The organism is Shewanella pealeana ATCC 700345 (genome assembly GCF_000018285.1).
Lineage (GTDB): Bacteria > Pseudomonadota > Gammaproteobacteria > Enterobacterales > Shewanellaceae > Shewanella > Shewanella pealeana.
This window is the reverse complement of sequence record NC_009901.1, coordinates 4,171,617-4,192,626: the sequence shown is the minus strand read 5'-3', so window position 1 is coordinate 4,192,626 and position 21,010 is coordinate 4,171,617. Positions and strand designations below refer to the sequence as shown.

The following is a 21,010-nucleotide window of genomic DNA, read 5'->3' as shown; positions in this document are numbered from 1 at the left end:
TCCCGCTTATCGTTATTGTTATTAGAGAGGGATTGAAACCCTCTGCTCGATACAATCTTTAAACAAGTGTGCAACATTTGGCTAATGCGAAATTAATCAATGTTTGATGCGTTTTTTGCATTGGTAATATGTGGAAGGCTTACTTATTATTCACCGAATTAGCATTAACAGTCAGAAGGATGCCGCTTAAAAAGCTTTCCAATCATAGAGCTGTAGAAGATCAGAGTCGTAAAAATGGGCGGTGTAGGAAAAAATAAAAATAGATTCTTAAAGCGATGTCGAATGAAGGAAGGATACAAATTGATAATCTTTGTCTGGGAAAGCGCTGGTGAGTTAACAAAGTTTGGCAATACGTTTTTGTTATTTCTTGAATACCAGAGAGTCATTATCCAGCAGAAGCTGAACAGATTAAGATAACAGGTCAGAAAGTAAACGGATAAGTAAGGAGAGTTTTCATTGGAGTTGAGGCATTTAAAGCACTTTTTAGTTCTAGCAAAGCTTAAACATTTTAATCGTGCTGCAGTGCAGCTTAACTTGGCTCAACCTTCATTGTCTCGCAGCATTCAAAAGATGGAAGAGCGCCTAGGTGTTAAATTATTGGAGCGTAACTCCAAATCAGTTTCGTTAACTGAGTTTGGGGAGCTGGTGGTAAGGCAGGGGCAAAAAATTATCGATGATGTGGATCTCTTGTACAGAGATATTCGTTCACTCAATGGCCTTGATGCAGGTGACATCTTGATTGGTTCAAGTCCGATTCCCTCAAATGCATTGCTAGGAGCGGCTATTGGAAACTTTATTCGACTCTATCCACATATTAACGTTGAATTAATTGTTGAGTCACCCGCAGAGCTCTATGAACGCTTAATCGGTGGTGGATTATCTATGTTTGTTGCTGAGACTAAAGCAACTGATTTTGATAAGCGAGATGAGCTCGCGACCTTACCTTTACCCGAGTACGATATTATTTTTTGTGTGAGGGCCGATCATCCCCTGATGATGAGTAAAGTGTTAATGCTTGATGATTTAAGAGAATATCCTCTGGCCATTCCTCGCGCCATGCCTTCAAGTGTACAGACACAGTTTGGTGATCTGTTTGATAAAGATCGTCATGACTTTGGTGGCTTAGTTAAGTTTGATCAATTTTATCCAATTAAAGAGTCACTTCTAAATTGCAATATGGTGGCCATTACGCCTGAGATCGCTGTGCGAAAAGAGCTAGCCGAGGGAAGGCTGGTGAGTTTGCCTGTATCGGATATGGTAAAGCTAACAAGTTGCTTTAGCATTGTTTACCTTAAGTCAAAAAGCCTAAGTCCTGTTACTACTGGTTTTATTGAATTTCTATTGAATTGTCATCCTCAAAAAAACATGCCAACTCGACAGCAGTCGGAGCTCGTTACCGTTTAACTCGTTAGATGAGTTTAGGCTTCGGGTATCTTTTGTATTGCTATCCATCTAATATCAAATGAAGGTAGATGCCACTTTTCTCTTGATATTACAGACTTATGAGCCAACTTGATCTCAATCTATTAAAAGTTTTTCGTGTACTCATCGAAGTAAAAAATACTCGCAAGGCTGCTGAAATATTACATTTAAGCCAGCCCGCGGTGAGTCGTGCTCTCAGGCGTTTAAGAGATTATTTTGGTGATGAGTTGTTTGTAAGAAGCGCTCACGGTCTCGAGCCCACCTCGAAGGCGCTGGTTATTGGTTCACGTTTACCTGAAGCCATGGATCAATTATTTGAAGCGCTTAATGTTAAGGAGGAGTTCGAGCCTCAGTTTTATAGTGGTAAAGTCACAATTGCAGTGAATGGCTTTATTGCTCATTGGCTAGTGCCTCCGCTAATTAAAGCGTTAACCGAAAAAGCACCTAATATGGAAATTTACATGGCTAATTGGGAGGAGAGTACATCGGATAAAATTATTAACGGTGAAATTCAACTGGCGATTAACTATTTTCCATTAGAGCTGACAAAGCAGCTAATCCAAGAGAAGTTAGGCAGTGATGACTTCGTTGTACTCTGCCGTAAAGATCATCCATTCCAAAAGGAGGTGATAGGTGCTGAAGACTTCCCGAAATATCCATTAGCCTCACATATTGTCCCGGGCTGGAACGAAACAAAAAACTTTACCGTTGAAGCGTTAAAAAAATTGGGTTATAAGCCAAGAGTGCAGCTATCAAGTAGCAAAATGAATATTATCTTAAGCAGTTTAGAGCTGACCGATATGTTATTACCCTGCTCGAAGTTATTAGCCAAAACATTATCTGATCGCTTTAGAATCATTGATATTGACCCTGAGCTAGAACAGCCATCGTCAGACTTTGCATTAATCTATGCTAATAAGTCGCGTCGTAATCCGTTGGATGAGTGGTTACAGCAGTGTGTGATTGACTGTGTTAATAGTAAATTCAAATAAGTGTTAAGGGAGCTTGCGAGCATTAAGCATGTTCGCAAGCTAGTTGTTAGGAGATACTATAGACTTAGGCAAAAAGAACTGTGTATAGATAACCTGCAGTAATCGCCATACCTAAGATGACAGCTAAGAATGCGGCAATCATCTGATTCTTAAAGATAGATTTCAGCAAGATCACTTCCGTTAAACTTGCGCCCGCACTACCAATAATCAGTGCCATAACTGAACCTAACGCCATACCTTTAGCCACTAACGCTGAGCTTAATGGGATAACCGCTTCTGCACGAATGTACAGTGGGATACCAATTACAGCTGCAATCGGGATCGCATACCAGGTGCCTTCACCCGCATATTTAGCGATTAGATCTGTTGGTATAAAGCCATAGATAAATGATCCAAGCAAAATACCCAGCATTAAGTAAGGCAGAACTTGTTTAAAGTCTTTCCAGGTTGCTCGCCATACACGCATCCAACGGCTGTCTTCCTTTACGACTGCTGTTGAGCCACAAGTGCTTGTTGCTGTACCACAGCAGCTAACTGGTTCGGCAGGAGCTGAGCAGCAGCTTGTGTTCGCAATTGGAGCCACTTCTTTATTTGGCGCAGTGCAGCAACTCGTTTCAGCTTTCGCTTCTACTTTTGCACTATCGCCACAGCTAGTACCACAACTAGCGCTATCAGCTGCTTCATAAGCTTCAGGCTTAACGTAACGCTCAAATCCTAGTTTCTCCAGCACATAACCCGCAGTGACTGAAACAACCATAGCAACGGCGAAGTAAAACAGTGCCACTTTAAAACCGAAGGTCACGATAAACAGGCCTATGATAATTGGGTTCAATAGCGGGCTAGAGAACAGGAATACCATCATAGGGCCGAAGCCTGCTTTAGCTCTTAATAAGCCTTTCAAGAAAGGAATCGTTGAGCATGAGCAGAATGGTGTTATAGCGCCGAGTAGGGCCGCAATAATATAGCCTTTGCCTTTCTTCGAACTCAGAATCGACTGGATTTTTTCAGGCGGAATGTATTCTTGTAGTATGCCGACAATATAACTAATCGCTAGAAACAGCAGAGTTAATTCAGCCGCGAGAAATAGAAACATGCCGGCAGTATCTTTGGCCATTGCCATGATTTCAGGAGTCATAATATTTACCTTAATAAGCTTTGTTTGTTATTTCTGGTTTTATCGAAATAACGAATTTGCAGAGATAATAGTCCGATTCATAAAATAGTCAACCATTATTTCGATTAACATGGAAATGGCCATGAAAATGACTGTGAGAATGATAATCGGGGTGAATACGCAATAACATAGATGGCACTTTGGTTAGTTCGGGGTAGCTTGTCGCCAGTAACGATATTCACTATGATGAAAAAATAATGTAATTGAGAGAGTTAGCATGCTTGACGCCATATGTTTATTCGATGATTCGAACCCTGTCACTTATTCTGTTTTTAAGTTTCAAAAACTCAGTGATCTCGATATCGAGAAGTATCGTCAAGCATTGGTGTGCCCAGCTTGTGCTGGCAAGGCCTATTATCGTAAAGCCTCTAAAGACGGTAAGGCGGCTTGTTTTGGCTCTCGTTACCATAATGCCGATTGCCGCGAATTCAAGCCATCGGCGGCAAAAGAGCGTGAAGAGCTGCATGCTATTGAGGTCAATCAGTTACTGGTCGATAGTGATGCAATGATCATCGACTTTAGTCGCCAGCCAAGTCAAAGTAAGGCTAGGCTAATCAAGAGTGAACTAGCTAAGAATGAACTCGGCAAGCATGAGTCCGCTAACGAAGATATTAGCCAGAAAGCTAAATCGGCCTCAGCTTCTCAATCAGTTTCTCAATCAACATCTCAATTAACTTCGGAGTCTGCTGCCCTATCTGGGCATGAAGCGAACGCTCGAAGCGATGCGCAACAAGCTACGCCAAGCAAACGTATCGCGAAAGAGGGCTTAGAGAAGTTACTAAATAGCCTGATGCGCGGTAGTGAGTTGGCAGAGTCTGATCTTTGGGTATACACAGATGATAAGTATCGCTGGCGAGCCAAGAATTTGTTCGTCAACTTTGCCGATGCTGAACCCACCGAAAACGGTTCACCGCGGATGTATTGGGGCACGGTATCTCATATCGACAAAGAACAGCTATGGCTCAATCCTGCCGATACTAAAGAGGTTGGTATTCCTATCGATAAGATAGCCGAGCCATTAAAGCAACGATTCGGTTTGAATGAGCGTCGAGACTTTGAAGGCGCAGCGATTATCTTGTTCGGCAAGTGCTTTTGGAATAAAGCGAAAACCCGCAAGATTATTCAATTATGGAATAATGATCTCAATCGGGTGTTTATTTCTAAATCGGAAGAGAATTAATAACATAGTTTACGCACTCTGAATAAATTACCGCCATTGTTGGTCTGTTTTTTACTCTTCTTCGCTTAAAATAAATCTTATTTGTTATTGAATTTCATTTTATTAAATCCACTGAATTCAGCTGTTTGCGACTTTTTCATTTTGTGGTGTTATAAAAATTCAGTAAAAGAGGATATTTATGATTGACTCAGGGGCCAATGGGGATTATTTTGCTGCCGATGTTTTTACTAGGGCCCTCAAAAATTGCCCGTAAAATTCAAGATATCGGCAGGTATCTCAACAGTAGAGCAGCAATTAGACTCGACAAATAATTGTTTGAGTTTGGTGATTAATTGCCATTTTGGCACTTCATTATAAGGACCTTAGCGCATGTCTGAACCGACAGCCTTAAGTCTTATCCCACCAGTGGTGGTTTTGGTGTTAGCGATTGTGCTACGCCGCCCAATTCTCTCTTTGATTATCGGTGCATTAGTTGGTTTGGCTATGTATGAGCCAGAGAATCTATTGACTAATTTTGCTGATACGTCTTTGTCCGTTATGGCCGATGAAACGATCGGTTGGTTAATTTTAGTCTGTGGCGGCTTCGGTGCCTTGATTGCTCTACTTGTGCGTACAGGTGGATCGATGGCGTTCGGTCGTTATGCGCTAAAGTTTGCGAATGGACAAAAGTCATCACTGTTTATGACCTTTATTTTAGGTGTGATTATCTTTATTGATGATTACCTCAATGCGCTAACGGTTGGTTCAACCATGAAGCGCGTAACCGATAAGTTTAAAGTCTCGCGTGAGATGTTAGCTTATGTGGTCGACTCAACTGCTGCACCTGTTTGCGTGCTTGTGCCATTATCAACATGGGCGGTATTTTTTGGTGGTTTGCTAGTCGATAACGGTATTGCTGCTGAAGGTCAAGGTGTCGCAGTTTATATGCAAGCGATTCCTTATATGTTGTACGCATGGCTTGCTGTGGCGATGGTATTGTTGGTTATCTTAGGCATAGTACCAGCGTTTGGGCCGATGAAAAAAGCGCAATTGGCTGCCGCTCAAGGCGAACCTGCGATTAAGCAGATGGATTTAGATGAAGTACAAACCTCTGATGAATATGCACTAAAAGCCATTGAGGATGAGTTTAAGCACGCCGATGATAGCGGTAAGCTGCATAATTTCTTTGTACCAATTTTATTGTTAGTTGGCTTTACCGTTTATTTTGACATCGATGTATTAAAAGGTTTGATTGCCACATTAGCGGTCACCTTGCCTTATTATGGGCTGCAAAAGCTGATGCCATTATCAGAGATGATGGAGCAGATGATTGATGGCTTTAAGAATATGCTGCCAGCAATAGGTACGGTAATCGCGGCGTTTATTTTTAAAGACGTGTGCGACAAACTAATGTTGCCACAGTATGTGATAGAGAGCTTAAGCCCGTTTATGACACCGCAATTGCTACCCGCAGTGGTGTTCTTAAGTATGTCGATTTTGGCATTTGCGACCGGCTCTAGCTGGGGGATTTTCGCCGTGTCTATCCCAATCGTGATGCCATTGGCTCAATCGGTTGATGCAAATATTCCATTAGTGATTGGCGCGTTACTGTCGGCATCATCATTTGGCAGTCAAGCGTGTTTCTATTCAGACTCCACAGTGCTCGCGGCGCAAGGCTCGGGCTGTAACTTAGTCAGTCACGCAGTGACTCAGCTGCCTTATGCACTGATTGCAGCTGGTTTAACCTTTGTTGGTTTCTTACTAATGGCATAAGTCTTACTAGATTAGTTGTAGAAGTAACTAGTTACTTGCCATTTAAAAAGGCTGCACTTTTTGTGCAGCCTTTTTTATCTACAGAAACCTTATAGTGTCTGATTTTTTATCAATATTTAACAATTAATTTATTTCATGGATAGAGTATTTGTTAGGCGATAGTGCTTACACATTTGTTAGCAAATTTAACTTTACACGGCTTTAGTTAACAAAAATACGACAAAGTATTGACGCAGGGTAACAAACCTGTAATTTTGTTGCTTAGCTAAGGGTAGCAACCTTGGCTTAAAAATTAGAAAACTCAACAAATTTGAATCAATTGAGTTCGCAATTAACAAAGGGAATGTTAAATATGACGTCAATAAGCCGTTTATCTAAAGCAGTAAAGGTCGCGCTTTTAGCAACGACAAGTGCAGCATTAATGACAAGTGCCGGAGCCTATGCTGAAGAGCAAGAGGGCGATGGTATTGAAAGAATCGAGGTGACAGGCTCGAAAATTAAGCGAATCGGTGAACTATCTCCAACTCCTGTAACTGTAATCACAGGTGCAGATATGATGGATATGGGTATCACTAACGTGGCTGATATCTTGAATAAACTTCCATCATCAACAGTTGGTATCTCTCCAGAGACTTCTAACAACACTATTTTTGCTAACGGTCTAAACCAAACAAACCTACGTGGCTTAGGTACCGACCGTACGCTAGTTTTGGTCAACGGTCGCCGTTTTGTTGCGGGCTCTAATGGTGACTCTGCTGTTGACTTGAACACTATTCCAACGGCAATGGTTTCTCGAATTGAAGTGATTACTGGTGGTGCATCAGCGGTATATGGTTCTGATGCGATTGCAGGTGTTATTAACATTATCACTCGAACCGATGTTCAGGGTGTTGAACTTGACGCGTCTTATATTCAGCCTGAGCAAAGCGGTGGTGAAGAGAGTCAGTTCTCGTTAACGGCGGGTGGTAACTTCTTAGATGATAAATTGTCGACTGTATTTAACTTTACCTATGCAGAGCAGCAAGAGTTGCGCAATACCGATAGAGACTTCTTAGATAATCCTGTCACAAGTATTTATAACCCTGATACTTCAGAAGGTGCGCCTGCACGTATTCCTTATGAGGGTCGAAAGCCACTGTCTTGGATCAACGAGGCGGGTACTTTCTTTGCTGGTGACGGCGGCCAATATACCTTCGGCTCAGATGGTGCCATGAGAGAGTTTGATTATGGTGAAGGCCTAATCCCAGGTCCAGGTACTAACGGCAACTATTGTGGCCCAAGCTGTGAAGGTTATGATCCAGTTGATTACGGTTTAGTGCGTACGCCGTTAGAGCGTATGGTATTTACCTTAAATACTGATTTCGAGATTAATGATAACCATAAGGTTTTCACTGAAATTACTTATGTAGATTACACATCTAACGGTGAGAGCACGCCGGTATTCCATACTTGGAATCCGATTATGGCTGATAATGCTTTTCTTCCACAAGAAACGCAGGACCTAATGGCTGATACAGATATGGAATACTTCAATCTTTATCGTATCGATGGTGAGTTTGGTAACCGTACTTATAACCAAGACCGTGAGACAATGCGTTTCTTAGTCGGGCTTGAAGGTTCAATTAGCGATGACTGGGATTACTCTTTCCATGCTCAACGTGGTCAGTTAAAAGAAACCACATTATGGAAAGGCCAGATCTGGGATGAGCGTTATGAGCAAGCAAAAGATGCCATCTTAGTTGACGGTGAAATCGTTTGTCGTGATACAGATGCACGTGCAGCAGGATGTGTACCAATGAACTTACTTGGTGTAAACCAAGCAAGTCAAGAGTCAATCGACTGGGTTGGCACTAGTGCTGGCCAAACGGCTAAGACAACACAAACAAGTGCTGGTTTAGTGGTTAGTGGTGCACTGTTTGATCTGCCTGCAGGTTATGTCAGTGCGGCATTCAGTGCCGACTACCGTAAAGAAGAGTCTGAAACAAATCCAGATCAAGCGCTAATCGATGGTACTATTTTTGGTAACAGCGCTAACCCTATGAAGGGTGAGTATGATGTTACTGAATTTGCAGCTGAATTTAATGTTCCATTACTTTCTGATATGTTCCTTGCCCACGATTTAGCTCTAGACTTAGCTTATCGCTGGATGGATTACAGCACAGCGGGTCAAGATGATGCTTGGAAGGTCGGCCTAAACTGGGCGCCAATCGAAGATCTTCGTCTACGTGCAACGCGTTCAAAGTCAGTTCGAGCGCCAAATATTGGTGAGCTATTTAGTCCTGCAGGCCAGACATTCGAAAGCTTCACCGATGTGTGTGACAAGATCAACGTTGAACTAGGTCCAAATGACAACCGTAAGAAAAACTGTCAAGCATCAGGCTTGCCAGAAGGTTGGAACCCATCAGATTCTTGGTACTTGAGTAACCATCCTGGAAGCAATGCAGGTAATCCAGACCTAAAAGCTGAGACTTCAAACGATTACACTGTTGGTGCAGTTTATACCCCTAGCTACCTAGATGGATTCTCTATCACAGTTGATTACTGGGCATTTGAGATCTCTGATGCGATTCAATACATAGGTGTCGATACAGCCGTACGTTATTGCTATGACTCTGAGTCATTAGATAATGTCTATTGTGATCGATTTACTCGTGATCCAGTATCAGGAGATATCGTCGATTTCGTACAGAGCCCTGTAAACTCAGCATCGTTTGATGTGAAAGGTCTAGATATCGAAGGTCAGTACGATATTCCAACTGATAGCTTTGGTGACTTCCGCGTTCATGTTATTGCTACTTACTTAGAGCAATGGCAAACCAACCCAACAGGCTTTGCTGAAGACTTACAAGTTGATGTGGGTGAGTACACAGATCCACGTTGGAAGGCGATGTTTAGCTTAGGCTGGAAGTATGACGCACTAAGTTTAGAAGCAAGATCGAACTACCGTCATTCAGCCGTTGCTAGCAACGACTGGAAGCCAGAGAACAACAACTATAACGATATTCCATCGCATACAGTTTGGGACTTCACTGGTTCTTATGCCTTTAATGATGATCTATCTTTACGCTTCGGTGTCTTGAATGCCTTTGATATTGAGCCACCACGTAACCCATATGTTTACGATGGCGCAGGGTACTATGACACCACGGGTCGTGCATTCTTCCTAGGTGCAAACTATAAGCTTTAATATTAAATAATTAGTGAGTCATATCGTGTTCTAATGAACATTGATATTGATAAAAGCCAGTAGCTTATCGCTACTGGCTTTTTTATTATCTAAAGTGGGCCGTTAAATTAAGAAAGGATCATTTATGATACGTTTCGCTAAAAAATCAGATACAGGCAAAGTGTGGCAGTTGCGGACCGAGGCAATCTTAACCTCATGTGTACCTGATTACTCCGCTGAAATCACCAGCAAGTGGGCTAACTCGCCTATGCCACAAGAGTTCGACCAGATACTGCTAAAGCTTAAGGCGCTGGTATTTGAACAAGATGGCAAACTACTCGGCTTTGGTTTTATCGATGTGGAGACCGCGAGTCTTGAGTCTCTGTTTGTTGCACCGCAAAGTGTAGGTAAAGGCGTCGGTAAAGCTCTGACTATTGAGCTTGAGCGACAAGCCCTTGCTTCTGGGCTTAACAAGCTATCACTCTCTTCCTCTTTGAATGCTCAAGGTTTCTACCAAAGTTTAGGTTATGTGGCCAGTGCACCAAGTACTTGGATACACCCTCTGGGTTTCGAGCTCGCTTGCGTGCCTATGTCTAAAGTTCTTAATTAAATAGCGCTCAGTTGAACAGTACTTGGTCTAACAGCGTTTAGCCGCAAAGCGCTTGTGGTTTAAGTTTCTTGCTTTTTAAGTGAGTTTAAAAGTATCTCTAAGCAGTGTGATTAGCGCTCGGGTCTTTTCCGGTAAAAACTGCTTTGAAGGGTAGATAAGCGTCAGTTTGATTTCAGGTAGTTTTTCGTTGACCAATATTGCGGTTAACTCACCGGATTTAAGGGCGTCTTTAAGTAAAATACTTGGCAGCAGCGCAATGCCTTTGCCCGTTGTCGCCATATGCTGAATTAAGCGCAGATCATCAGAGCAGAGCCTAAGGGTTAGGGTATCGGGTAAAGAGGCTTGGTTATAGCGACTGACCATTAATGGGTGAGCGACTAACTCACTTAACTCTGTAATGGGCTGGTGGCTTTGAAGGTATTCCTTTGATGCGACTAAACTACTGGGAAAACGCAGCAGGGTTTGTTGTACATAATCTTCATTTTGCACTTTCACTCCGTCGGGTAAGATTTGGATATCGATATTCTCTCGTTTGAGATCGACGCTCTCCTGACAGTGTAGTACCTCTAACAAGACATCGGGAAACTGGCCTAGGTATTTATCGATTAATAGGCTAAACATATTGGAGGTGATAAGCGCTGCTGGGACCGCGACGCGTAACACACCTTGCAATGATTTCTGCTGATTGCTAAGGAGTTTGGCGGCTTGGGTGACCTCGGTTAGCGGCTGACTGACCTGCTGATAAAGCAACCGGCCATTCTCGGTTAACTCAATTTGACGAGTCGTGCGAATAAGTAGCTGGCAACCTAAGGTTTTTTCTAACTCCTGCAGGCGCCGACTCACTTTCGAGCGTTGGAGCGAATGTTGCTTTGCCGCAGCGCTAATTCCACCATGTTGCACGGTTAATACAAACAGATGTAGATCATCTAAGCTAATATTCATTGTCCTACCTATAGGTCTCAAGTGTGCTATTTGTCATTCTATTTAATCTAATTAGCAATATCTATAATAGTCGCCCCTCAGATAGACCTTGGACTCATTCATGCAAACCGCAGAACATGCTTTTCGTCGTTGGATGCAAAGCTTGCTTGTTATCTTCATCATTTTGATTGGCTATATCGTTATTGCCGACCGCTATGCACCACTCACTACAGAGAGCCGAGTGCAAGGTTACGTGATCCAAATTGCCCCGGAAGTCACAGGAAGCGTCACTGAGGTTCAGGTGTACAATAATCAGAAGTTAACCAAGGGAGATAAGCTATTTCGTATCGATGCGCGTAAGTATCAGCTTGCGTTGGAGAAAGCCCTGTTGGCGCTAGAGCAGGCCCATGAACAGGAGGAGGCTATGTACGCCAAAGTGGAGGTGGCTGAGGCAAAAGTCGCCACTAATCAAGCCGCTTTTGATAATGCCAGAAGTGAGTATCGACGGATCAGTCAGCTGGCGAAGCAAAAGCTAGTCTCGGTGTCTATGTTAGATAACGCTCTAGCAAATAATAATGCATCTGGAGCTAATCTACGCGCTGCTCAGCAGGAGCTGCGGGCATTAACCGTGCAGCTTGGTAGTCAACCTGGGCAGAGTAGTGGTGTCCGTTCAGCTCTAAATGCACTTAAACAGGCGAAGCTAGATCTTTCCCATACTCAAGTGGTTGCACCGAGTGATGGCGTGGTTACCAACTTGCAATTGGAGGTAGGGAGCATTGCCAATGCCAATATGCCGTTACTGACTTTTATTCCTACAGACTCACTCTGGGTTGCCGCAGACTTTCGTGAAAAAGCAGTCGCTCGAATAAACAGTCACTCACGTGGGCTGGTTGCATTTGATGCCTTTCCGGGGCGGGTATTTGCTTTAAATGTGCAGAGCCGTGACTTTGGGGTGGCGGCGGCTCAGCAAAGCCCTAACGGCCAATTGACTCAGGTTGAGACTAATAATCGTTGGGTGCGGGATGCCCAGCGAGTGCGGATTAACCTGAGCAGCCCAAGTGCATTACCTAATCCGCTATTTGTTGGCTCTCGTGCGAGTGTGGTGATCTATCCAGATGATAATGCCTTTTGGAGCTTGTTAGCCAAGACTCAAATTAAGATCGTGAGTTGGCTTCACTTCATTTATTAACATTAGTTATTAACATTCGTTATTAACTTTGCTGACGACCAGAGGCTACATTTTGCAATTCGAGACTTTGAGAAAAACCCAACGGATCTGGTTTGGTTGTGTATTTGGGCTGGCCACCTCCTTAGTATTTGGCTGGTCAAACGGTATGTTTGCGGCGCTGTTACCCATGTTTGTGCTCACCCAAATTGATAAGTGGAATAGTGGCATCATAGTGCAGCTTATTGTGGGCGTCACTTGGGTCAGCATACAGGTCAGTTTTATTGTCGGTTTCTTTCAGTCAACGCCACTGTTAATGGCGATTGCGGTGGCAATTATGCTGATGTTTAAGTGTATCGCGATGACACATAAGAGCAGTTATCTCTTTGGTTACATTGGGCTCTTGATAGGCTCTATTCTACTTAACTATGCCAGCTACCAAGGCTTCGATTTAGAAGACTTTGTGATGGGGTTAATCGCTTCGTCTCTGCTGACTGCCCCGGTTGTTGCGCTGGCCTTTTACTTGTTCCCTGAGCCTAGTATTAAGCTGCCGCTATCTAGCTTAGGCAACACCAATCAGGCGAGTAGTCATATTGATAATCAGCGGAAAGATCATCTGGGCATGGTGAGGCAAGCGGCGCTGGGTTGGATTATTGCAATGGCAGCATTTATCTTGTTTCAGGTAGCCACTCTTAATGACTCCTTATCGGCTCAAGCCTCAATTTTGATTGTGTTGGCTCCCATGACCTTGATAGGCTCGATGGCGGTGGCTAAAATTCGTATTATAGGTACATTTCTTGGTTGCTTAGCCGGGATGCTCCTGCAGCTAACCCTATACAGTCTGGCTAATAACCTGTTGCTGTTTGTACTCGGCTACGCAATTGCTGCGGCTATTTTTTGTCGCTGGCTGGCTATCGGCGGCATTAAAGCGGGTATCGGTTTCTCGGCGATGTCTGCATTGACTGTACCGCTGACTACCGCTTTTGTGCCTGAGCAGCAAGATGCTTTCTTCTCTATCTGTTATCGCTTTAGTTCTATTGTGGTAGCAGTAGTGGTTACCTCGCTAATGATTTGGGTCGTACATCATTTGTTAGTGCGGCTGATAAAGCCTAAAGCGCCAGCGCAGGTGATTTAGGCGTAAATAATACCAATTAGTTTAAGGCGTAACAGCCAAGTTCTAGGAGCGAAGACTCCCGGACTAGCTTTATGTTATGAGAGGTTTTCGACCAATGGGGCAGGGGTATCATGTTCTGAGGGGGTGATGAGCTCATCCTTTGCCGCAAAAACCGAGAACACACTCCATAGCACAGCGCAGAAAGCGCAGAGCATAAGCGGTATCTGCCAGTTAGCAGTCAGCTCATGTAACTCGCCAATTATCATTGGGCCCGTAGCAGCGAGTAAGTAACCTAAGAATTGTGCCATGCCCGATAATGTGGCCGCTTGCTGTGCACTAGTGGTTCGAAGGCTTATTAAGGCTAGCGCCACAATAAATCCACCACCAGCCCCAAAGCCAAATAGCATTCCCCAAATCATGGCAAACTCAGGTTTAACGATTAGCCCTATAATGCCTATCAATGCCATCAAAGTTAGGCTCAAGCTGAGCAGGCGTTTATCGTTAAACTTATTCATAAACGGAATTAAAACTAAGGCGGGTACCGCTGTAAATAGCTGTAGCACACCGTGGATCACACCTGCTTCATGATGGCTAAAGCCACTGTCTACCAATATTGTCGGCAACCAGCTGATAAAGATATACATCAAGAAGGAATTGAGCGCCAAAAACAGCGTGATCTGCCAGGCGCTAGCATTACGCCACAGATAACTGTGACTATCGAATGCTTGGGTATCTTGACTTGGCGCGGTGTGATTACGCATTTGTGGTAACCAAACTATAATCGCAATTAATGGGAATATCACGAGAGCCCCTAAGGCAAATGCCCAACTTGGGATCACAGTTATCGACAATTGATTAGCCATCTCAGTCAATGGAATGGCTAGACTGGCACTCATGGCTGATCCTGCCCCCATCATCAATACATACATGGAGGTCATGGTGGTTATTCGAGTCGGGAAGTCACGTTTCATTAAGCTTGGCAGTAGTACGTTTGCGAAGGCGATTCCCGCACCAATGACCACAGTGCCGATAAATAGCGCGCTGGTAGAACCGAGTGAACGTACCACTAGACCAGTAAGGATAAATAGTAACGACAGCATTAGCCCCTGTTCTAGGCCGCGTTTTGCACCGATTTTAGAGGCTACAGGTGAGAAAAAAGCAAAGGCTAATAATGGTAATGTTGTTAGCATTCCGGCCTGTGTTGCAGACAGGTGTAATTCGGCTCTAATGGCATCGAGTAGCGGTCCTACGCCAGTGATTGGGCTGCGTAAGCTGATAGCGATTAAGAGTACGCCAAGTAGCAAGAATGCACTGCTGGCAAAACGAGAAGGATGCGATAACGTCACAATAGGCTCCTTTAAAGTCATGAAAGTTCGCTAGCTTACGCTTCTAATTGATTGCAGTATTGGGCTATAGTGACTCTATATTGCTAAAAACGGTCATCCTATGAAGTTCAACTCGCCATCATTACCGGAATTTGATTCCGATCATTACCCTCAGCGAGTGGTAGCATTGGGACTCGTTGGTGATAAGGAAGATGCAGAGACGCCGTTTCATCAGCATAGAAAGTGCCAATTGGTATTGGCATTGAATGGTTTTGTGAAATGTAAAATTGATGATGCTATCTGGATGGTCCCGCCAAATTGTGCGGTGTGGATCCCAAGCCAGGTACCTCACAGTAATCAGATCTCTAAAAATGCCAATGTATGCATGCTATTTGTTGACCCTGATGTTGAAGGCATGCCCGTTCAGAGCTGCACCTTGTCAATGACGCCTTTGATAAGAGAGCTAATCGTGCACTTAACGGCGCAGGAACAGGCTTATCAGCAAGGTAGTGCCACAGATAATCTGGTCGGTGTGCTTATCGACCAACTGCGTATTATGCCAACACAGCATTATGACTTTCCTATCCCAGCAGAGCCTAGGCTAAAATCTATTGCTAACGCATTAATCGAAGCCCCCCAAGATAGACGTACGGTAGCGCAATGGGCGTGTGAGTTTGCAATGAGTGAGCGTACGCTAGCGAGATTAGTTAAGAGTGAAATAGGCATGACCTTTGGTCGCTGGCGCGGGCAATTACATATTGTTTTAGCCTTGCAAAAATTGGCCTCAGGGGATTCAGTGCAACGTATTGCAGAAGAGTTAGGCTATGAATCGGTAAGTGCCTTTATTACTTTTTTTAAGAAAACCTTAGGTCAATCGCCGAAACAATATATTAAGTATAAAGAGTGATAAACGATTAATTTCAATCCGCTATAGTCGGTGCTGAAAGCAAGATTAATTATGTTTAAAAGTCGCTATTTCATTATCTAGGTATACTAGCGGCAGTGGCTAATTAGCCTTTGATTTTTGGAGTATATAAATGCAGTTAAAGACGGTAATGGTTCCGGCTGTTTTGGCGTTTGGCTTAAGCGGTTGTGGTTATTTTGGCGGTGATGAAAAGCAGCAGTTAGAGCAAGCTTGGTTAGCCAAAAATGAACAGTTACAGCAGGTCATTGAGCAGATCCGCAGTCAAGGTATCGAAGCCGTTGCCAGTGGTGCTGAGGCCGGTAGTGTGGCGGCTTGTGTCGCTAGCAAACTAGAGATGGATCCAGTTGGCGAGCTTGTTAATGTAGAGGGAGCACTGGTCGAGTCGGCAAAGGTTACAGAGCTGCTTAGCGAGCTAGAAGCCTTGATGGAACAAGATTTTAGTTTGGAGAATATGTCGAGTCTTTTGCAAAAAGGGGCCGATGCGGCGGCTTATGCTAAGCAGATTATTGCCGATCAAGGTGTTGAGCAAGGGTTACAGCACTTGCAACAGATGGCAACAGCTAGCGAAGAGTTTGCTAGCCAAGACTTAGGTGCACATTTTCAACAGCTATTGCTAGAGTGCCAACAGCAAGCTAATTAGTACTGATAGCTATCACTTGGGCCTAATAACAAAATGACCACTCATTGAGTGGTCATTGTTGTTTTCGCTATTTTATAAACTAGCAAATAAAAAGGCTGAGGCAGGATTATTCAAGGTCAATCGTCACTATGTTAGTCACACCTGGAGCCAGATTTAGCATACCTGTGGTGTAAAACTTACCGTCTTTAGCCTTAGCTTTTAGATAATATTGACCGCTATTAAGCATTTTTGTGCGGGTGTTATAGGCGGCAATGCTGTTATCGGCCATCCAGCCATTTCCATCAATAGTATACAAGTATTGGTCGGCTTCCAGAGCTGCACCGCTATCTTGATGAAAGGCAAGAAAGCGCACCATAGTCATGCCTTTAGGGTTTTTTTCTGATTCAATTGAGCGAATTACACCGTAATCTCGGCTGGTTTTTCCAGTCAGTGGCGCGTATATATTTTCTGATTTATTGGCGTATTGCGGTTGGCTGTGGCTGTAACCAGGATTAGGAGAGCTGGTCGCTGAACCGCTAGTGGAGGAACCTATACTGGCAATGTCTGAAACCGAATCCGCAATATTTTTAATGTCGTTGCTTTTGCAGGCGCTAAGGCTGAGCACCAATGTGCAAAGAAGAATCTTTTTCATTTTTCTAGTCCATTAAGTCAAAACACTAATCCTTTTAAAGTGACTATAACAATTCAAAAATTTTAATAGATAAAAGATTGAATCAATAATAGTCACTTCATACCGATCGCTAAAGTAGCAATCGTGAAAATAGCCGTCAATAGTACAGTCGTCTACTTTTTATCTGTTTACTTGCGGCCTAATACTTTTACACCAGCCTTTGAACCGTCAGAGTTACCGAAGACTTCAAGCTTCTTCACACAGCGAGGGTAAGCGAATTTACGCCAGTCTGTGTATTTGTTTTTCTTTAGATCACGATAGAAGTGAATAGTCTTAGTTTGACCATTGTTAAAGGTCACTTTAATTTTTTCTAGGTGAAGATTACGCTCAGCTTTAACGCGGATAGCATCTGTTTTACGGCAAACGAGTAGTGGGATTTTTGCGCCGTGATCGCCGCCGCCCAATAAGATGGTACGACCTAGAGTGATCTGCTCATCCGCCATAGCGACAGAACTGCTACCTAGCATGCTGGCAGCGACTATGATGCTTGCCACAAATGTTTTTATGTTCATATTTTCGTTTAGTGATTCAAAAGGGCGGCTAAATTAGTCTTTTGTTTGCTTTAGCGCTAGCAAATATTGAGTGAATTTAGATCTAGCTTGCAATTATTCAGGCTGTTTTAGAGAGTGTTTGTTGTTCTTGTCACCTTGGTTAGCAATTAGGTTTTGATGTTACAGAACAGGTTGTTTATATATTTTATATTTAATGCGGTGATGCTGTGGCTCTTTGTTGTAGATCTTGTTGCGATGTTTGTTTTTACTGGTTAAATCAACTGATTTATGTCAATTTTTTAGTTTTTATTGGCGTGACTTAGGTCTCGTTTTGCGTCAACATAGCGAGTATTAAGTAAGTGGTCGTTAAATTAGTATTTTACCATGTTGAAGCCTAATTGGGTCTTCAGCAGTTGGCCTAGATAGAGGAACGAAGTAATGAGATCGGCAAACCCAAAGATTGTGATTGTTGGTGGTGGCGCAGGTGGTTTGGAGTTAGCGACTCAGCTGGGTCATAAGTTAGGTAAGAAAAACTTAGCTCAAATCATCTTAGTCGATAGAAACCGGACTCACATTTGGAAACCATTACTGCATGAGGTGGCTACAGGTTCTCTTGACTCTGCACTTGATGGGGTTGTGTACTCTGCTCATGCCGCTAAGCACGGTTACCAATTTCAGCTTGGTACTTTCTGTGGTTTAGATGAAGCGAGTCAGTCGATTTCAGTCGCTCCTATCGTAGATGAAGCGGGTAAAGTAATGCTGCCTGAGCGCCAAATTCAATATGATAAGTTAGTGATTGCTATTGGTAGCGTCAGTAATGACTTTAATACTCCTGGTGTCAAAGAAAACTGTTTCTTCCTCGACTCGCACCAGCAAGCCAATCGTTTCCATAATGCGCTTTTAGATAGTTTTACTCGGGTGCATCAATCAGAAAGTATCAATGAGCTTAATATCGCCATTGTTGGCGGTGGCGCAACGGGTGTTGAATTGTCGGCAGAGCTCTACCATGTGACCGACATGCTTAAAGTTTATGGCTTAAGTAAGATGACCGCCGATAAGCTTAATATTCATTTGATTGAAGCGGGTGAGCGAATTCTTCCAGCGCTACCAGAGCGCATTGCGACGTCTGCAAGAGTTGAGCTGAGCAAGCTTGGCGTCAATGTGATGGAAAACACCCGTATTAGCGAGGCGACAGCAGCAGGTTTTGTTACCTCTGAAGGCCAGTTGATAGAAGCCAATATTATGCTTTGGGCTGCAGGGGTTAAGGCGCCTGACTTTATTAAGGATATCGGTTTATTTGAGCTTAACCGCGCTAATCAAATTATGGTTAAACCTAACCTGCTCAGCACCGTAAGTAATGATATTTACGTGATAGGTGACTGTTGTGCCTGCATGCAAGCCGATGGCAGCTTTGTGCCGCCGCGGGCGCAGTCAGCGCATCAGATGGCACAGTGTGTTGAGAAGAACATCTTTAACGAGCTAAAAGGTGAGCCGCTGAACGATTATATGTATGTCGATCATGGTTCGTTAGTGAACCTATCGCGTTACAGCACTGTGGGTAGTTTGATGGGTAACCTGACAAAAAGCAGCATGTTTGTTGAGGGGAAGATCGCGCGTTTAGTGTATATCTCGCTTTACCGTATGCATCAGCAAGCGATTCACGGCACTTTTAAAACGGTGGCTTTGTGGTGCGCTGAAAAGGTGATGCGCGTGGTGCGTCCAAGAATGAAGCTGCACTAATATTTACAAGTGGTACTAATATTTAGAGGCTGCACTTATATTTAGAGATTGAATTAGCATTTACAAGCTCAAATAATAAAAGGGAAGTTATTCCCTTTTATTATGCCGAGACAGCAGCTAAGCAGTCCCATTTTTATTGATTCAAACTCACAGTGTCTTAATTGCTTGAGGCTGAAGCGTCTTTATCGGCTTCAAATGTCGCTTCAATTTGTTGCAACTCTTGCTCATGTCTAAGCTTAAGCTTTTCTTCCTCTGTCAATTTAACTTCATTGAGCAGGGCAGCTTGTCTTTGCTTGAGCTCGTGTCTCTCTGGTTTAGTCAGAAACTTATAGGCTTTTGCATTGGAAAGTGCGTAAGCGACAACATCTTCGCCCTTGGTTCTGCGTTCATCTACTCGTTGTGCAAAACGTTCGTTATCTCGGGCTTTGCGCTGTTCGGCATTTAATTTTTTCATATCTCGTATCCTCATTAGTTTATTTCGGTAGGATTTCACTACCTTCAGTCAAACAAATGAGATCTGTTACACATTCATAAAGCTGATGAGGGATTTTAGCATAAAATACGTTGTGATCCCCATGCTATCGAGCTTTGCTAGGCTAAAGGCGTTAGTTTAACGCTGCTTCTACTTTGGACAAGGGCGAACAGGATCTACCTATGCTGCAAGCATGTCCCATTTTTGTTATGCCGAAGCCGCAAGTGGTGCGTTGTGGTAAATCACTTGGTTTCGACCTGTGTGTTTAGCGCGATATAACCGCTGATCTGCTTGGCGTAATAGACTTGGTAACGCCATACCTGGTTGATAATTGCTAAGCCCAATGCTGACGGTGATATTGATATTGTCTTGCTCTGCGAGTCTAAAAGTATGTTGAGCCAGTTTTGTTCTAATTAACTGGGCAAGTGCTATCGCTTCATCTTGTTTTTTGTTTTCAATCATTACGCAAAATTCTTCACCACCGATCCTAAATGTCTGTTTATCACCGGCAATGCGACTGATAATTTTTGCGCACTCTTGTAGAACCGTATCCCCTGCCTCATGACCATACTCATCGTTTACCTGTTTAAAGAAATCGATATCTAAGATCAGTAGATGCAGCTCTTCGTCAAGCTCTTGCAGAGACGGCTTTGAACCCACATTCTCAAAATACTTGGTTAGCGCTAGTCGGTTATAGCTTAATGTCAGTGGATCTTGCAGTGCGAGCTTTTGTAATTTAGCTTCTGAATTTGCGCGGTTTTTCTCGTAAATATGAGAAACAGCCCAAATAAGCAAATAACTAAAAATGAAATTAACTAGCAGCGGATTAACGGTAAAACCATATTTACCAATGATGTCTGCAACTACTGCAGAGAAAAGAATAATTACCGGTAAATTCGCAAACTTCTTACCTAAAAGAAGATAGTAAACCGTGGGTAAAACCAGTACCCAGCAGATCATTGAACCTATGGTTTTTGAGAGAGATACGGCGTAAATGACGATAACGGTTAAGGCAAAAATATACAGGATAACTTGCCAAAATTGGTGTCTTCTTTTGACTGCTAGTACCGCCAGTGTGAATGAACACAGTGCGTAGAATAGTTCGATAAAACCAAGTGTTATCCACTTTGCAGCGATTGAGAGGTTGATAATACCGAGTAGAAAACTCAGGCAGCCTAAAAGCGTGCACATGCCAATTAACACGACCCTCCTTAAGTTGTAGGTACTATTTAACTCTATGTTTTTCATATC

General features: G+C 43.3%; 18 protein-coding genes. 11 read left to right on the top strand and 7 right to left on the bottom strand.

The genetic code is table 11. The annotated features are described in order from the left end of the window. The first annotated feature begins 456 nt into the window (after window positions 1-456). On the top strand, window positions 457-1,404 hold the full coding sequence (locus tag SPEA_RS18050; RefSeq protein ID WP_012156641.1) for a LysR family transcriptional regulator: 948 nt from the start codon (window positions 457-459) through the stop codon (window positions 1,402-1,404). 98 nt (window positions 1,405-1,502) lie between these two features. Continuing rightward, window positions 1,503-2,414, top strand: a complete 912-nt coding sequence (locus SPEA_RS18045) for a LysR family transcriptional regulator (RefSeq protein ID WP_012156640.1) — start codon at window positions 1,503-1,505, stop codon at window positions 2,412-2,414. 64 nt (window positions 2,415-2,478) lie between these two features. On the opposite strand, the gene SPEA_RS18040 is transcribed toward SPEA_RS18045, so the two are convergent. Beyond that, window positions 2,479-3,549 carry a permease gene (locus SPEA_RS18040; RefSeq protein ID WP_012156639.1) on the bottom strand — a complete coding sequence of 357 codons (1,071 nt, stop codon included), beginning with the start codon at window positions 3,547-3,549 and terminating at the stop codon, window positions 2,479-2,481. Window positions 3,550-3,805: 256 nt separating this feature from the next. Here SPEA_RS18040 and SPEA_RS18035 point away from each other — a divergent pair, with 256 nt between their 5' ends. From SPEA_RS18035 to SPEA_RS18020, 4 genes are all read left to right on the top strand, one after another. Then, window positions 3,806-4,768 carry a hypothetical protein gene (locus SPEA_RS18035; protein WP_012156638.1) on the top strand — a complete coding sequence of 321 codons (963 nt, stop codon included), beginning with the start codon at window positions 3,806-3,808 and terminating at the stop codon, window positions 4,766-4,768. A gap of 369 nt (window positions 4,769-5,137) precedes the next feature. Then, window positions 5,138-6,520, top strand: a complete 1,383-nt coding sequence (locus SPEA_RS18030) for a Na+/H+ antiporter NhaC family protein (protein WP_012156637.1) — start codon at window positions 5,138-5,140, stop codon at window positions 6,518-6,520. A 352-nt stretch (window positions 6,521-6,872) separates the two neighbouring features. After that, the gene (locus SPEA_RS18025) at window positions 6,873-9,707 is read left to right on the top strand and encodes a TonB-dependent receptor domain-containing protein (protein WP_012156636.1); all 2,835 of its coding nucleotides are present in this window, start codon (window positions 6,873-6,875) and stop codon (window positions 9,705-9,707) included. 124 nt (window positions 9,708-9,831) lie between these two features. Then, on the top strand, window positions 9,832-10,296 hold the full coding sequence (locus tag SPEA_RS18020) for a GNAT family N-acetyltransferase (protein ID WP_012156635.1): 465 nt from the start codon (window positions 9,832-9,834) through the stop codon (window positions 10,294-10,296). Window positions 10,297-10,371: 75 nt separating this feature from the next. Here the strand turns inward: SPEA_RS18020 and SPEA_RS18015 are convergent, their stop codons facing one another. After that, window positions 10,372-11,238, bottom strand: a complete 867-nt coding sequence (locus tag SPEA_RS18015) for a LysR family transcriptional regulator (protein ID WP_012156634.1) — start codon at window positions 11,236-11,238, stop codon at window positions 10,372-10,374. A gap of 100 nt (window positions 11,239-11,338) precedes the next feature. On the opposite strand from SPEA_RS18015, the gene SPEA_RS18010 reads away from it, so the two are divergent. Then, window positions 11,339-12,406, top strand: a complete 1,068-nt coding sequence (locus tag SPEA_RS18010; protein WP_012156633.1) for an HlyD family secretion protein — start codon at window positions 11,339-11,341, stop codon at window positions 12,404-12,406. A 52-nt stretch (window positions 12,407-12,458) separates the two neighbouring features. Beyond that, complete coding sequence (locus SPEA_RS18005; RefSeq protein WP_012156632.1) at window positions 12,459-13,517, top strand: DUF2955 domain-containing protein; 1,059 nt, start codon at window positions 12,459-12,461, stop codon at window positions 13,515-13,517. 74 nt (window positions 13,518-13,591) lie between these two features. On the opposite strand, the gene SPEA_RS18000 is transcribed toward SPEA_RS18005, so the two are convergent. Then, entirely contained in the window at window positions 13,592-14,842 is a 1,251-nt protein-coding gene (locus SPEA_RS18000) for an MFS transporter (RefSeq protein WP_012156631.1), read from the bottom strand. Window positions 14,843-14,942: 100 nt separating this feature from the next. Here SPEA_RS18000 and SPEA_RS17995 point away from each other — a divergent pair, with 100 nt between their 5' ends. Continuing rightward, entirely contained in the window at window positions 14,943-15,728 is a 786-nt protein-coding gene (locus SPEA_RS17995) for an AraC family transcriptional regulator (RefSeq protein WP_012156630.1), read from the top strand. Window positions 15,729-15,858: 130 nt separating this feature from the next. Further along, entirely contained in the window at window positions 15,859-16,386 is a 528-nt protein-coding gene (locus SPEA_RS17990; RefSeq protein ID WP_012156629.1) for a hypothetical protein, read from the top strand. Window positions 16,387-16,492: 106 nt separating this feature from the next. On the opposite strand, the gene SPEA_RS17985 is transcribed toward SPEA_RS17990, so the two are convergent. After that, window positions 16,493-17,017 (bottom strand): hypothetical protein, encoded by a 525-nt coding sequence (locus SPEA_RS17985; protein WP_012156628.1) that lies wholly within the window; start codon window positions 17,015-17,017, stop codon window positions 16,493-16,495. Between the two features lie 167 nt (window positions 17,018-17,184). Next, window positions 17,185-17,568 (bottom strand): DUF2541 family protein, encoded by a 384-nt coding sequence (locus SPEA_RS17980; protein ID WP_012156627.1) that lies wholly within the window; start codon window positions 17,566-17,568, stop codon window positions 17,185-17,187. A gap of 417 nt (window positions 17,569-17,985) precedes the next feature. Between SPEA_RS17980 and SPEA_RS17975 the strand changes: the two genes are divergently transcribed. Next, entirely contained in the window at window positions 17,986-19,287 is a 1,302-nt protein-coding gene (locus SPEA_RS17975) for an NAD(P)/FAD-dependent oxidoreductase (protein WP_012156626.1), read from the top strand. Between the two features lie 157 nt (window positions 19,288-19,444). On the opposite strand, the gene SPEA_RS17970 is transcribed toward SPEA_RS17975, so the two are convergent. Together SPEA_RS17970 and SPEA_RS17965 are read right to left on the bottom strand one after the other, a co-directional pair. Further along, entirely contained in the window at window positions 19,445-19,741 is a 297-nt protein-coding gene (locus SPEA_RS17970) for a hypothetical protein (protein ID WP_012156625.1), read from the bottom strand. A 225-nt stretch (window positions 19,742-19,966) separates the two neighbouring features. Continuing rightward, entirely contained in the window at window positions 19,967-21,007 is a 1,041-nt protein-coding gene (locus SPEA_RS17965; RefSeq protein WP_012156624.1) for a GGDEF domain-containing protein, read from the bottom strand. Window positions 21,008-21,010: the final 3 nt, after the last annotated feature.

Bases quoted from the DNA above. Each gene is read 5' to 3' on its own strand.
- SPEA_RS17975 (WP_012156626.1), top strand. From the start codon at position 17,986: ATGAGATCGGCAAACCCAAAGATTGTGATTGTTGGTGGTGGCGCAGGT.
- SPEA_RS17970 (WP_012156625.1), bottom strand. From the start codon at position 19,741: ATGAAAAAATTAAATGCCGAACAGCGCAAAGCCCGAGATAACGAACGT.
- SPEA_RS18015 (WP_012156634.1), bottom strand. From the start codon at position 11,238: ATGAATATTAGCTTAGATGATCTACATCTGTTTGTATTAACCGTGCAA.
- SPEA_RS17995 (WP_012156630.1), top strand. From the start codon at position 14,943: ATGAAGTTCAACTCGCCATCATTACCGGAATTTGATTCCGATCATTAC.
- SPEA_RS18030 (WP_012156637.1), top strand. From the start codon at position 5,138: ATGTCTGAACCGACAGCCTTAAGTCTTATCCCACCAGTGGTGGTTTTG.
- SPEA_RS18010 (WP_012156633.1), top strand. From the start codon at position 11,339: ATGCAAACCGCAGAACATGCTTTTCGTCGTTGGATGCAAAGCTTGCTT.
- SPEA_RS17965 (WP_012156624.1), bottom strand. From the start codon at position 21,007: ATGAAAAACATAGAGTTAAATAGTACCTACAACTTAAGGAGGGTCGTG.
- SPEA_RS18020 (WP_012156635.1), top strand. From the start codon at position 9,832: ATGATACGTTTCGCTAAAAAATCAGATACAGGCAAAGTGTGGCAGTTG.
- SPEA_RS18045 (WP_012156640.1), top strand. From the start codon at position 1,503: ATGAGCCAACTTGATCTCAATCTATTAAAAGTTTTTCGTGTACTCATC.
- SPEA_RS18035 (WP_012156638.1), top strand. From the start codon at position 3,806: ATGCTTGACGCCATATGTTTATTCGATGATTCGAACCCTGTCACTTAT.
- SPEA_RS17990 (WP_012156629.1), top strand. From the start codon at position 15,859: ATGCAGTTAAAGACGGTAATGGTTCCGGCTGTTTTGGCGTTTGGCTTA.
- SPEA_RS18040 (WP_012156639.1), bottom strand. From the start codon at position 3,549: ATGACTCCTGAAATCATGGCAATGGCCAAAGATACTGCCGGCATGTTT.
- SPEA_RS17985 (WP_012156628.1), bottom strand. From the start codon at position 17,017: ATGAAAAAGATTCTTCTTTGCACATTGGTGCTCAGCCTTAGCGCCTGC.
- SPEA_RS18025 (WP_012156636.1), top strand. From the start codon at position 6,873: ATGACGTCAATAAGCCGTTTATCTAAAGCAGTAAAGGTCGCGCTTTTA.
- SPEA_RS17980 (WP_012156627.1), bottom strand. From the start codon at position 17,568: ATGAACATAAAAACATTTGTGGCAAGCATCATAGTCGCTGCCAGCATG.